Source organism: Lentzea rhizosphaerae (assembly GCF_042649515.1).
Classification (GTDB): domain Bacteria; phylum Actinomycetota; class Actinomycetes; order Mycobacteriales; family Pseudonocardiaceae; genus Lentzea; species Lentzea aerocolonigenes.
Genome location: NZ_JBHRZI010000021.1, coordinates 228,615 through 241,152, shown reverse-complemented (window position 1 = coordinate 241,152; position 12,538 = coordinate 228,615). Strand labels below are relative to the sequence as shown.

General features: G+C 70.6%; 14 protein-coding genes. 2 read left to right on the top strand and 12 right to left on the bottom strand.

The window, feature by feature from the left end; all coding sequences use genetic code 11:
• Position 1 precedes the first annotated feature (1 nt).
• The 4 genes from ACFOWZ_RS26310 to fdhD all read right to left on the bottom strand — a co-directional run bounded on the left by ACFOWZ_RS26310 (position 2) and on the right by fdhD (position 3,850).
• A complete protein-coding gene (locus ACFOWZ_RS26310; protein WP_382376556.1) occupies positions 2-913 on the bottom strand; it encodes a Gfo/Idh/MocA family protein in 912 nt (303 codons plus the stop codon).
• Positions 914-917: 4 nt separating this feature from the next.
• Positions 918-1,985 carry an ABC transporter permease gene (locus ACFOWZ_RS26305; protein ID WP_382376555.1) on the bottom strand — a complete coding sequence of 356 codons (1,068 nt, stop codon included), beginning with the start codon at positions 1,983-1,985 and terminating at the stop codon, positions 918-920.
• A gap of 1 nt (position 1,986) precedes the next feature.
• The gene (locus ACFOWZ_RS26300) at positions 1,987-2,856 is read right to left on the bottom strand and encodes an ABC transporter ATP-binding protein (protein WP_382376554.1); all 870 of its coding nucleotides are present in this window, start codon (positions 2,854-2,856) and stop codon (positions 1,987-1,989) included.
• 154 nt (positions 2,857-3,010) lie between these two features.
• Complete coding sequence (gene fdhD, locus ACFOWZ_RS26295) at positions 3,011-3,850, bottom strand: formate dehydrogenase accessory sulfurtransferase FdhD (RefSeq protein ID WP_382376553.1); 840 nt, start codon at positions 3,848-3,850, stop codon at positions 3,011-3,013.
• Between the two features lie 83 nt (positions 3,851-3,933).
• Here fdhD and ACFOWZ_RS26290 point away from each other — a divergent pair, with 83 nt between their 5' ends.
• A complete protein-coding gene (locus ACFOWZ_RS26290) occupies positions 3,934-4,281 on the top strand; it encodes a hypothetical protein (protein ID WP_382376552.1) in 348 nt (115 codons plus the stop codon).
• Here the strand turns inward: ACFOWZ_RS26290 and ACFOWZ_RS26285 are convergent.
• Positions 4,241-5,482 carry an MFS transporter gene (locus tag ACFOWZ_RS26285; RefSeq protein ID WP_382376551.1) on the bottom strand — a complete coding sequence of 414 codons (1,242 nt, stop codon included), beginning with the start codon at positions 5,480-5,482 and terminating at the stop codon, positions 4,241-4,243. The two genes, ACFOWZ_RS26290 and ACFOWZ_RS26285, sit on opposite strands and share 41 nt — an antisense overlap.
• A gap of 92 nt (positions 5,483-5,574) precedes the next feature.
• Between ACFOWZ_RS26285 and ACFOWZ_RS26280 the strand changes: the two genes are divergently transcribed.
• Complete coding sequence (locus ACFOWZ_RS26280; RefSeq protein ID WP_382376550.1) at positions 5,575-6,816, top strand: molybdopterin molybdotransferase MoeA; 1,242 nt, start codon at positions 5,575-5,577, stop codon at positions 6,814-6,816.
• Here the strand turns inward: ACFOWZ_RS26280 and ACFOWZ_RS26275 are convergent.
• The 7 genes from ACFOWZ_RS26275 to ACFOWZ_RS26245 form a co-directional block, all read right to left on the bottom strand.
• Positions 6,792-7,964, bottom strand: coding sequence for a 4-hydroxybenzoate 3-monooxygenase (locus ACFOWZ_RS26275; protein WP_382376549.1), 1,173 nt, complete (start codon positions 7,962-7,964; stop codon positions 6,792-6,794). The two genes, ACFOWZ_RS26280 and ACFOWZ_RS26275, sit on opposite strands and share 25 nt — an antisense overlap.
• Positions 7,961-8,302 (bottom strand): 4-carboxymuconolactone decarboxylase, encoded by a 342-nt coding sequence (pcaC, locus tag ACFOWZ_RS26270; protein WP_382376579.1) that lies wholly within the window; start codon positions 8,300-8,302, stop codon positions 7,961-7,963. Before pcaC ends, ACFOWZ_RS26275 begins: the two co-directional genes overlap by 4 nt.
• Entirely contained in the window at positions 8,299-9,045 is a 747-nt protein-coding gene (locus ACFOWZ_RS26265) for an alpha/beta fold hydrolase (RefSeq protein WP_382376548.1), read from the bottom strand. Before ACFOWZ_RS26265 ends, pcaC begins: the two co-directional genes overlap by 4 nt.
• Positions 9,035-10,153 (bottom strand): lyase family protein, encoded by a 1,119-nt coding sequence (locus ACFOWZ_RS26260; RefSeq protein WP_382376547.1) that lies wholly within the window; start codon positions 10,151-10,153, stop codon positions 9,035-9,037. Before ACFOWZ_RS26260 ends, ACFOWZ_RS26265 begins: the two co-directional genes overlap by 11 nt.
• 1 nt (position 10,154) lies before the next feature.
• Positions 10,155-10,649: a protocatechuate 3,4-dioxygenase subunit alpha gene (gene pcaG / locus ACFOWZ_RS26255; RefSeq protein WP_382376546.1), complete on the bottom strand. Its 495-nt coding sequence runs from the start codon at positions 10,647-10,649 to the stop codon at positions 10,155-10,157.
• Entirely contained in the window at positions 10,642-11,379 is a 738-nt protein-coding gene (pcaH, locus tag ACFOWZ_RS26250) for a protocatechuate 3,4-dioxygenase subunit beta (protein ID WP_382376545.1), read from the bottom strand. Before pcaH ends, pcaG begins: the two co-directional genes overlap by 8 nt.
• Before the next feature lie 71 nt (positions 11,380-11,450).
• Positions 11,451-12,293 (bottom strand): cellulose binding domain-containing protein, encoded by an 843-nt coding sequence (locus tag ACFOWZ_RS26245; protein WP_382376544.1) that lies wholly within the window; start codon positions 12,291-12,293, stop codon positions 11,451-11,453.
• Positions 12,294-12,538: the final 245 nt, after the last annotated feature.

Below are 12,538 nucleotides of genomic sequence, written 5' to 3'. Positions count from 1 at the left end.
CTCACCGCAGGAACGCCTCGATCACCTCTGCCACGCGCAGTCCGCTGTCGAAGTTCGCCAGGTCGTGCGGGTGCTCACCCCGCACGGCCTGCGCGAACAGCGTGAGCCGCGAGTAGTCCGAACCGGTCTGCTCCAACGGCACCTGCTCCCACGGACCACTGTCCGAAGTGGACAGCAAGGCCCACTGGTCGAGCCGCAGCGACCGTTCCGTGCCCCACACCGTCCACTCGTAGATCTCGGGACCCGCCAGCCCGGAGAACGCGGACACGTGCACCGGCACGCCGTTGCCCCGCAGCACGCCGCGTGCCGCCACCTCCGCCGCACCCGGCTCGGGGAAGTCCGCCGACACCGACTCGACCGTGAGCGGTCCGAGCAGCCGGTCGGTCAGGTACACGAAGTGCGACAACACCTCGCGGACGAACCCGCCCTGCTCGTTGCGCGCGAGCCAGGCCGCCTCCGCCTGGAACGCGCGCGGCCAGCGCGGGAACTGCAGCCGGATCTCCACGCCCCGCAGCGTTCCCAGTTCCGGCAGCCGCCGTTCGATCTCGAGGGTCGCGACCATGTCCGACAACGCGAAGTTCACCGCGTTCGGGCGTCCCTGCGCGGCGACGGCCATCGCACGGGCCTCGCCGAGGTCCACGGCGAGCGGCTTCTCGCAGAACACGGCCTTGCCCGCCTCGAACGCCTCGAGCACCAGGGAGGCGTGCGAGGCCGGTGGCGTCGAGACGTACACGGCGTCCACATCGGACAGGACCTCGTCCAGAGAGATCACCACCGGAACGTCGAGCGATCGGGGTGCCACGTCGACGCCGGCCACCACCGTGTAGCCCGGATGTGCCTGCGCCGCCGTCAGCATCCGGGTGCCCATGGCGCCCAGGCCGACGACGGCGAGGCGAATCGGATCAGCGATCATGGCCCTATTCTGCCGGTGCCCACGCCTTCGCGAGCTTCACCCGTGCACCGGTCTGCAGCAGCGAGCCGGTGTAGAGGCGCGAGGCGACCAGCAGGATCGCGACCACCGTGGCCGCGAGGAGGACGAGTGAGAGGATCGCCTCCCACGGCTGCGCCTGCTGGGCGAACAACCGCACCGGCATCGCGACACCGGCGGTGAAGGGCACGAACGACATCACCTTGAGCACCGCGGCGTTCTCGTAGAAGAACTGCACGCCGAAGTACGGTCCCATCACCGCGAGCATGACCAGGCCCATCGTCGAGCCGAGGTCCTCCTGACGGCTGACCAGCGCACCGGCGACCGCCCACATCGACGAGATCAGCACGAACCCGAGCATCAGGAACGGCACGAACCAGCCCAGCGCGGGCGCCACCACCCCGAGCAGTTCGCCGAGACCGGCGACCCGCAGCGCGATCGGTGCCGCGAGCGCGAGCACCACGACCTGGGCGAGCGTCAGGATGGTGTGGCCGAGGATCTTGCCCGCGAGCAGAGCCCGCACCGGCACCGTCGACACCAGGATCTCCACGATCCGGGTCTGCTTCTCGGTCACGGTGCTCTGCGCGATCGCCGCGCCGCCCATGCCGAACATCAGGAACACCAGTCCGAACACGATCACGGTGACGGCTCGCTGACCGGAGTTCACCGCCGACGCGTCGAGCAGCTCCACCGGCGGTGACTCGACGAGCTGCTGGATCACGTCGTTGGGCGGGTCGTTCAGCGCGAGGACCTTGATCCCGCCGCCGTCCGGCACGATCGCCGCCTCGACCTCGTCCTCGCGCACGAGACCGGCGGCCTCCTCGACGGTGGCGACCTCGCGGACGTCGAGTTGCTTGCCCTGCACGGCCCGCACGGCGGACCCGACCGCGGCAACCTTGGGATCGTCACCGCCGAACACCGTCGGCAGCACGGTGAGCGCGAACAACCCGACGATCGTGAACAGGAAGCCGATCCAGAAACCCTTGGTGCCGACCAGGGTCTTGATCTCGCGTTCGGCGACGAGCCAGGTGGACTGGCTGAAGGAGGCCCTGGCCATGTCAGATCACTTCCTTGAAGATCTCGTCGAGCGTCGGCACGACCGGGGTGAACGAGCGGACCTCGCCGCGGTCCAGGGCGGCCCTGAGCACCTGCTGGGGTTCGGACTCGAACACCGCGCGCGGCCCGTCGAGCTCCAGGATCGTCGTGCCCGGCACGTCACGGATCCAGCCCGCGTCCTCCTCGACGACGATCTCGTAGCGCTCACCGGCGTGGCGGCGGCGCAGCTCCTCACGTGATCCGTTCGCGGCGATCCGTCCCTTGGAGATGATCACCACGTCGTCGCAGAGCCGTTCCACGATCGCGAGCTGGTGGCTCGAGAACAGCACGGGCACACCGTTCGCGGCCCGCTTGCGCAGCACGTCCAGCACGGTCTCGACGGCGATCGGGTCGAGGCCCGAGAACGGCTCGTCGAGGATCAGCACGTCCGGGTCGTGCACGAGCGCCGCGGCGATCTGCACGCGCTGCTGGTTGCCGAGCGACAGCGCCTCCAGCCGGTCGTCGGCGCGGTCGGTCAGCTCCAGTTCGGCGAGCAGCTCGTCGGTGTTGCGCTGCGCGGTCGTCCGGTCGACGCCGTGCAGCCGGCCGAGCCACGTGATCTGCTCGCGCACCTTCATCTTCGGGTAGAGCCCGCGTTCCTCCGGCATGTAGCCGAAGTCGGGCCGGTGCGCAGGAGTGACCGGCTCCCCTTGCCAGCTCACCGAACCCCCGTGCGCGGCGAGCACCCCCAGCACGATCCGCATGGTCGTCGTCTTGCCGGATCCGTTGGCCCCCAGGAAGCCGGTCATCCTGCCGGGCTTCACGTCGAAACTCACCTCGTCGAGGACGCGGTGGTCGCCGAAGCTCCGGCTGATCCCCCTCACAGTCAACATGGGAGGAACGTTATGCGGTTCGTACCAAGATCGCGTCCGCCGTGAGGCATCCTCCTCGCGGAGGACGCTGATCGGCCTAGTGGCGTGGCTCGCGACGGTGGCGGTGAATTCACGCTCAGCAGGACGCCTCGCGGCACCGCCACGAATCACGCGACTAGCGCGCTCCGGCCGTCACGCCTAGGCGGTGCCCTCCTGTGTAGACGTTCATCGACGTGCCGCGCAGGAACCCGACGAGCGTCACGCCCATCTCCTCGGCCAGGTCGGCGGCGAGCGACGACGGCGCGGACACCGCCGTGAGCACCGGAATCCCTGCCATGACGGCCTTCTGCACCAGTTCGAACGACGCCCTGCCGCTCACCATCAGCACGGTGCTCGTCAGCGGCAGCCTTCCGTTGCGGGTGGCCCAGCCGACGACCTTGTCGACCGCGTTGTGCCGGCCGACGTCCTCGCGCAGGCACAGCAGGGTGCCGCCGGCGTCGAACAGGCCGGCCGCGTGCAGGCCACCTGTCCGGTCAAAAACCCGTTGCGCGGCACGGAGTTTCGCCGGGTACTCGGTGATCACCCGCGGGTCGAGCCGGATCGGGTCGGACGCCACCTGCCAGGTCGCGGTGGTGCGCACGGCGTCCAGGCTCGCCTTGCCGCACAGGCCGCACGACGACGTGGTGTAGAAGTTGCGTTCGATCGACGGATCCGGTGGCGCGACGCCTTCTCCGAGGCCGACGTCGAGCACGTTGTAGGTGTTGCCGCCGTCGGCCGTCGCGCCCGCGCAGTAGCGGATGGAGGCGATGTCGGACGGGCTGCGCACCACGCCTTCGCTGACCAGGAAACCCGCCGCGAGGTCGAAGTCGTCACCCGGCGTGCGCATGGTCACGGCGAGGGACTTGCCCCGCACGCGGATCTCCAGCGGTTCCTCGACCGCCAGGGTGTCCGGGCGCGCGGTGACCGCGTCGTCCACCAGCCGGATCACGCGCCGCCTGCTCGTCACTCGCCCCATCGGTTGCCTCCCTGCAGATCGCGACGCACTCGTCGAGCAGGCGCCGCAACACCTCGTCCCCGTTCATCGCCCGCACCGCCCTGGTGACCACCCAGCTGCGCGGCCACCACCTCGGCGCGGCGATGCCCGCCCTGCGCACGCAATGCGCGACCAGGCGTTGCGCGGACGCCTTCCGCGTGCCGATCACCCTGGTGGCGAACGGCAACAGCTTCCTCCGACCGTCTTCTGTGGACTGGTCGTTGACGCACCGCGCCACGCACGCCAGCACCGGGTGCACGCAGGCGGGCCGGTCCGACCACACCTCGCCCGCGAGCACCGACGTGAGCTCCATCAGGCAACACCCGTCCGCGGGTGCCGGGTGCCGGCCCTTCGCGAGCCTCGGCACCCGGCTCACAGGCGGGGCCTTCCCGGCTGCGACAGGTGCCTGGTGAACAGCGCACCCGCCAGCCCCAGCACTCCCGCCGCGGTGAAGGCGAACGCCGGCCCCTGCGAGGCGAGGACGATCGCGGCGATGAGCGCTCCGGTGGCCTTCGCGGTGTAGAGCACGCCGAAGTTCCGCGCGCCGTTCGTCTCGCCGAAGTACTCCCTGGTGACACCGACGAGCAACGAGTAACAGCACCCCGTGCCGAGTCCGGCCAGCGTCGCACCGATGAGCAGGCCCACGACGTGGTGCGAGTACAGCAGCACGAACTGCGCACAGCCGCCGGTCGCCAACGTCCAGACGATCGCTTTGCGGCGTCCGACACGATCCGAGATCCACCCGACCAGCACGCGTCCAGTGCCCGTCGCCGCGGCGAGCGTCGCCAGAGCAACCGCGCCGAGTGTCTTGTCTCCCACGAACAACGGCAGGTACGCCAGGTCGTAGAGCGACACCGCCGCCGCGAACGCCACACCGCCGTAGAGCCACCAGAACGTGCCGCACCGCATGGCCTGCTCCGGCCGGAACTCCCTGAGTGCGGCCCGGTTCGGCACCCGCGCCCGGTCCAGCGCCCACTCGCGCGGCGACACGTGCGGCGGCCACCAGTGCTCGGGCGGGTCCTTCATCACCACGCCCGCGACGGCGACGACCACGGTGACCGCGATGGACGCCTGCAGGAGGAAACCTTTGCCGAAGAACACCCCGGCGGCCAGCACGAACGGCACCGACCCGTACGCGAACGCCCCGCTGACGAACGCGACCTTCCTGGTCACGCGCTCGGGATACCAGCGAACGACCGTGCCGAGGCACGTCGCGTACACCAGGCCCGCACCGATGCCACCGAGCACGGCGTACCCGACGAGCTGCCCCTGCCCGAGCGTCAGCAGGCCGGTGCCGCACAGGAGCGCGCCGATCCACATGGCGCCGGTCGGCGTGAGTCTGTTCTGCTCCCTCAACCAGGCAGCGGGGAACGCCGTGCCCGCCTGGCACACCGTCCACAACGCCAGGGCCCAGAACAGCTCCGGCACACTCCACCGGTCCTGCAGCTGAGGGATCAACGCACCGAACCCGTACTGCCCGATGCCGGCCGCGAGCATCGCCGCCCACGCCGCCCACAGCACCGCGCGGCGCGAGCGTCCCGACACCTCGACGTCGGTCTCCCCCACCCGGTAGAGCCTGCCGACGTGATCACGTACGTAAGTCGCGACTGGCATGCCCTTCACCCCGTCCCGAGGATTGCATACAGTATGAGGTAGGCTATACCACGGGAGCCCTGATGAACATGCCCCACAACATGTCTCAGAACATGACTTGGCCTCTGGCCCGTCGAACGGCGCGGGAAGCCGTGAAGCCGTTGGAGGCCGTCGAGCTGGCTTTGCCCGATGCCGTCGGTTTCGCGCTCGCGTCCGGGGTGCGTGCGCTGGCCGATCAGCCGACGTGCGACACCTCGGCGATGGACGGGTACGCGGTGGCCGGGCCGGGGCCGGGGCCGTGGACGGTCGCGGGGCGGGTGGCGGCGGGCGATCCGGTGCCTGACACGACGCTGCAGTCCGGTGAGGCGTTCGGGGTGGCGACGGGCGCACCGGTGCCGGCTGGCTCAGACCTGGTGATCCCGGTGGAGCGCTGCACGGTCGAAGGCTCCAGGCTTGTCGAACAAGCACAATGTCAACATTCAGGATGTAGACATTCGGGATGTCAACATCCTGTACCTGCGCAGGTCGGCAAAAACATCCGCCGCCGCGGCGAGGACTGGTCAGCCGGCGACGAGCTCGTCCCGGCCGGTTCGGCGGTCTCCCCCGCCGTCCTCGGCCTCGCCGCGGGCGCGGGCCACGACACCCTGCTGGTCCACCGCCGCCCGCGCGTGGCCGTGATCGTCACCGGCGACGAACTGCTCCACGCCGGCCCACCGCGCCCAGGCAGGGTCCGCGACGCCATCGGGCCGATGCTGCCCGGCCTGCTCATGGGAGCCGACCTGATCGGCACCAACCACGTGCGCGACGACCCGTCCGCCTTGGGCGACGCCCTCACAACCCACCGGCGCGTCAGCCCGCCGGCCCTCACCAGCGCCACCCAGGCCGACGTCCTCGTGACCTGTGGCGCCACGTCGGTCGGCCCAGCCGATCACCTGCGCCGAGTGCTCCACGACCTCGACGCCGAGATCCTCGTCAGCGGAGTCGCCTGCCGCCCGGGCCACCCGATGCTGCTCGCCACGCTCCCCGACGGCCGCTGCGTCGTCGGCCTGCCGGGCAACCCGTTCGCCGCTTTCGCCGCGGTCCTCACCCTGCTCCAGCCGCTGCTCAGCACCCTCGGCGGGCACGCGCCACACCCACCGATCACCGCGCGCCTCACGCAAGTAGAAGCGCACCCCCGAGACACACGCCTGGTCCCGGTGACCAGGCGCGGCGACAACGCGATGCCCGTCGGCCACGACCGCCCCGGTTCGCTGTGGGGCGCCGCGCTCGCCGACGCCCTCGCCGTCGTCCCTCCCGGGCACCAGGGCGGCGAGGTCGAGCTGATCAGCGCTCAGGCGGGCCAGGTCCCGGTGTAGCCCTCGGCGAGGAACCTCGACCCCGCCTCCGACCCGACCACGGACCTCAGCTCACCGAGCTGGCGGCGCACGTCGAAGTCCGTGGCGGCGGGCAGGGCGTGCAGCATGGTCGTCATCCAGTACGAGAAGTGCTGGGCCTTCCAGACCCGGTCCAACGCGCGCGGCCCGTACTCGTCGAGGGCGTCGCGGTCGTTCTTGAGCAACGCGCGTTCGATCACCTCGGCGAGCACCCGGACGTCCGCCAGGGCGAGGTTGAGGCCCTTCGCGCCGGTCGGGGGGACGGTGTGGGCGGCGTCGCCCGCGAGCAGAAGGTTGCCGTGGCGCATGGGTTCCGCGACGAACGACCGGAAGCGCAGCACCGTCTTCTCGGTGATCGGGCCTTCCTTCAGCGTGAAGCCGTCCGGTCCGGCCACGCGGGCCTGGAGCTCCTCCCAGATCCGGTCGTCGGACCACGCGACGGGATCGGCCTCCGGGTCGCACTGGAAGTACATGCGCTGGTGGGTCTCGGTGCGTTGGCTGATCAACGCGAACCCGCGCGGCGAGTGCGTGTAGACGAGCTCCGGGGCGCTGCGCGGGGCCTGGGTGATGATGCCGAACCAGGCGAACGGGTACTCGCGGAAGCTGTGCGTGCGCACGGATTCCGGCACCTGCGCCCGGCAGATCGAGCGGGAGCCGTCGGCTCCTACGAGCAGGTCGCAGCGGATTTCCTGCCGCACGCCGTCGCTGTCGACGAACCGGATGGCGGGCTCGGTGATGTCGACGGACGTGTCGCTGACGCCGAACCGCACGTCGCCGCCGTCGCGCTCGCGGGCGTTCGCCAGGTCGACGAACACGTCGGTCTGCGGATAGAGCCAGACCGATTCGCCCACCAGGGCGCGGAAGTCGATGCGGTGGCTCTCGCCGCCGAACCGCAGGTCGATGCCCTCGTGCGGATGTCCGTCGCGCAGCACCCGGTCGGACACGCCGGTGTCGGCGAGCAGGCGGGCGCTGTCGGCCTCCAGGATGCCGGCGCGGATCGTGTTCTCGATCTCCAGCCGGGATCTGTTGTCGACGACGACGCTGTCGATCCCGTTGAGGGACAACAGGTGCGAGAGCATCAGCCCGGCCGGTCCCCCACCGACGATGCCGACCTGGGTGCGCGTGGTCACGCTTCCTCCTTCAGAACCTGGCGCGCGACCGCGAACGCGTGGTTCGCCGCGGGCACACCGCAGTAGATGGCGCTCTGCAAGATCACTTCACCGATCTCGTTCTCGCTCAGCCCGTTGCGCAGCGCCGCCGCGACGTGGAGCTTCAGCTCTTCCCAGTGCCCGAGAGCGATCAACGCCGTGAGCGTCATCGCGCTGCGCATCCGCCGGTCGAGCCCCGGCCGCGTCCAGATCTCCCCCCACGCGTACCGGGTGATGAAGTCCTGGAAGTCGCGCGTGAAGTCGTCGGGGACCGCCCGGTCCACGTGGGCGTCCCCGAGCACCTCACGCCGAACCTTCATGCCGTCGTCGTAGGACACCGCAACTCCTCCACCAACACCGATGCGACCGCCGCCGGATCCTCGGCGGGCGGCAGGTGCCCGCACCCGTCCAGCACCCGGTCGGAGTTCGAAGGCGACACCACGACGTCGTGCTCTCCCACCAGCACCCGCAGGGGCAGCACGGGTTCACCGGCTTCGAACAGCGCCAACGCCTCGCACGCCAGCGCGTAGGACTCCTTGTCGGTGTCCGCCAACGCCCGCAGCAGCGCCCCGGCGATCCGCGGCGCGCGTTCGATGAAGCCCGGCGCGAACCAGCGCTGCGCCGAACCGTCGACCATCACCGGTGTTCCCGCTCGCCGCACCAGCGCGGCCCGCTCGTGCCACGCCTCGGGCGACCCGATCCGCGGCGCCGCGCCGATGCACACCACGGTCTCGAACGGTCCGTCGGTCCGGCTCGCCAGCTCGAACCCGACCGCACCGCCGAAGGACACCCCGGCGTAGGCGGCGTGCCGTTCACCGGCCAGCGCCACGACGCGGTCGGTCAGCTCGTCGGCGATGTCCTGCACGGTGAACGGCGCGGTCGCCGGCGCGCCGCTGCCGTGGCCCGGCAGGTCCCAGCCGATCACCTCGAACTCGCCGGGCAGCACCATCGCGCAGTCCCGCCACAGCAGCGCGACCGACGTGCCGAGCGACGGCCCGACCACCAGCAGCCGCGACGAGAACTCCGATCCGGCGAGCCGGGTGAGGCTCAGCTCAACGGTCATCGCGCCACCTCTTCAGCACCTCGTCCACGAACAGTTCGGCCGCACCGAGGTACGAGCCCGGATCGGCACCACCACCCCGTTCGGCCAGCAACTCCCCGGCGGCCCCGTCGGCCCGGCGTGCCATCACGTCCGCGTGCACCTCAAGTCCCTCAACGAGTTCGGCCGCCTGGGAAGCGGCCACGACCACGAGCTCCATCAACGCTCGCAACGCGGGCCACTCCGCGTGCCACGCCCCGTCCGGACGCTCGTCCACCGCCCGTGCCGCGCACAGGTGCAGCTGCGCCCCGAGCTGGGGTGCCTGCAGAGCCGCGCTGTTCACCAGCACCGACAGCACCGGGTTCCGCTTGTGCGGCATGGTCGACGACCCGCCGCGCCCCGCCACGGCGCCCTCGGAGACCTCACCGATCTCCGGCCGCCCCAGCGTCAGCAGGTCGGCCGTCATCACCCCGAGCGCGTCGCACGTTCGCACGAGCGCGTCGCCGAGACGCGTCACCGGAGCGCGGTACGTGTGCCAGGGCACCCCCGGCCACACCAGTCCCAGGTGACGAGCGAACTCCGCGGCGGCCGCAACCGGATCCACCACGGAAGCCGCGCGGGACAACGTTCCCGCCGCGCCACCGCACTGCACCGGCAGGGTCCGCGCCACGACCTCCAGCTCCGCCACCGCGTCCAGCACGCCGGTCAGCCACCGCGCGGCCTTGAGCCCGAACGTGATCGGCACGGCGTACTGCGTCAACGTCCGCCCGGCCATCACGCTGGACCGGTGCTCGTCCGCCAGCCCGGCCAGCGCACGGGCGACCCGTTCGAGATCCACCGACACGCGCTGCACGACGTCGCGCGCCAGCAGCATCAGCGCCGAGTCGAGCACGTCCTGGCTCGTCAGTCCGGTGTGGACGGTGCTGGAGACGTGCGCCCGCAACGCCGACACCAGCGGCAGCACCGGGTTGCCCGCGGCCTCGACCTCGGCCGGGTCCAGCACGGGCACCCACGAGCCGAGCGAGATCGGCGTGCCGAGCACGCGTGCCCACGCGACCTCGACCTCCAGCATCGCCCGCACCAGCGCGGTGTCGTCGACCAGGCCGGAGGCGCGATGTGAACCGGGCAGCACGTCAGGTCCGCGGGAACTTGAAGAAGACCGTCTCGGACGGCCCTTGCAGGTGGATGTCGAACCGGAGACGACCGTCGTCCTCCCGCGCCGCCACCAAACCGTCCACGGCACCGGAAGCTTCGGGCAGGTAGATCCGCGTGAACAGCCGGTCGAGCAGCCCGCGCGCGAACACGGTCACCGCGAAGAACGGCAGCCCGGGCTCGACGGTGCTGAACCAGTAGTGTCCGGCGCTGTCGGTGCAGCACCGCCCCCAGCCCGTGAAACCGGCGCCCCGCCGCCGCAACGAACCGCCGACGCTCGGCACCACGCCCGAGGCGTCGGACTGCCTGATCTCGATCATCGCGTCCGGCACCGGGTCACCGGCGCCGTCGAAGACGTACCCGTGCAGCACCACGGATCCGGCCGAACCGAACGGCATCAGCTCGGAGTCGCCGGGGAACGCCAGCGCGTGGTGGAAGAACGGGCCGACGGTCTGGCCGGGAGTCGCTTCAGTCATCGGACGGCTCCAGGTAGGTCGCGTGGCTTCCGGTCAGCACGATGTCCCAGCGGTAGCCGAGCAGCCACTCGTGCTCGGACCGCGAGTGGTCGTACGTGGCGATGAGCCGGGACAGCGCGGCGGGGTCGGTGATCGACTGGGCGATCGGGTCCAGCGCCAGCAGCTGGTCGCCGGGGAAGTACATCTGGGTGATCAACCGCTGGGTGAAGTCGGTGCCGAACAACGAGAAGTGGATGTGCGCCGGCCGCCAGGCGTTGTGGTGGTTGCGCCACGGGTAGGGGCCGGGCTTGATCGACGTGAACGAGTACCAGCCGTCGTCGTCGGTCAGGCAGCGGCCGACGCCGGTGAAGTGCGGGTCCAGCGGTGCCGGGTGCTGGTCGCCCTGGTGCGAGTAACGACCGGCCGCGTTGGCCTGCCAGATCTCGACGAGCTGGCGCCGCACCGGGCGGCCGTCGCCGTCGAGCACCCTGCCGTGCACGCGGATGCGCTCGCCGATCGGGTCGCCACCCCGCCCGATCGTGAGGTCGGCCTCGACTGCGGCGACGTCGGAGTGCCCGAAGACCGGCGCGAGCAGCTCGGCGCCCTCCGGGTCGACCTGCTGGAACTCCTTGGTCGGGTGGCGCAGCCGGGTGCTGCGGTACGGCGGGAAGTCCAGCAGCGGCGCACCGGTCGGTGTGTCGGCCTGGATCTTCGCGATCTCGTCGCTGATCTCGTGCTGGCTGGTCGTCACGAGATCAGACGCTAGGGAGCCGGGCCCGCCGCCGTCGACCGGAGGCTTCCACTGAGTGGAAACCTCCGCACCTATCCGGCCGTGCAGGTCCTGCCGTTCAGCGTGAACGAACCCGGCACTGAGTTCGGCCCGGTCACCGACCCGTTGAACCCGATCTCGACCGACCCGTCCACCACGATCAACGCGTTGTACCCGGCGTTGGTCACCGTCACGTCGCCACCGGCCTGGGACACCGTCCCGTTCCACATCTGCGCCACGGTCTGGCCGTCGGTGAACCGCCAGCGCAACGTCCACCCGTTGACCAGCGCACCGCTGACGTTGCGCACGGTCACCTGGGCCTGGAACGCGCCGGGCCACTCGTTGGTGACCCGGTACACGACGACGCACGGCGGTGGAGGCGGAGGTGGCGGGGTGGTGGTGGTCGACGTCGAGGCCGGCGGCCGCGGTGCGGTCGACGTGGCACAGTCCTGCGCCCACAGGCCGAGTTTCGCCTGTGCCGCCTTGGTTTCCGCCTCGATGAGCGGTCCGCCGTCCACACCGGTGGTGCGCAGGACACCGTTCTTGACCGCCAGCAACGCGTAGTCGGCGCCGTCCTGGAGCACCAGGGAGACCTCGCCCGGCGTGATGCTGCTGACGCGGACCTCCTTGTCCAGCAACGTCTTCGTCGCGAACTCGAGCGCGGCGGGGGCGGCGCATGAGGACGGTTCGGCGAGCAGCGAGATGCGGGCTCGGGTGCCGTCCGCCAGTTCGACGGTGCGGCCGTCCACGACGGCACTCACCTTTGTGGACGGTCCCAGGTCCGCGGAGGGAGGAGACGAGATCCTCGGGGCGGCGAAGGGCGTGCCGCCCTGCTCGGCCGTGCAGGCGGCGGTGAGCAGGGTCAACAGCACCAACAAGTGCTTCCGTGCTGTCATAGGACAAATCTATCCTCCGAGGCAGCACGATCAATCGGCTGTTCGGAGTTGATCAACTCGGGCGTTCAGAGGCTGCCACTGCAGTTGGTCCAGAAGGAGATGCCGGACCGCCGTTCGTGGGAACGTGAACATGCCACCGCCGTTACACGGCGCTTCGCCCGCCGTTCACCGGCCCGTGGTGATCAACAGAAATGATCACGACATCCACGCACCCTGCCGATGGAGGTCTGAAGTGCTCACCCTGC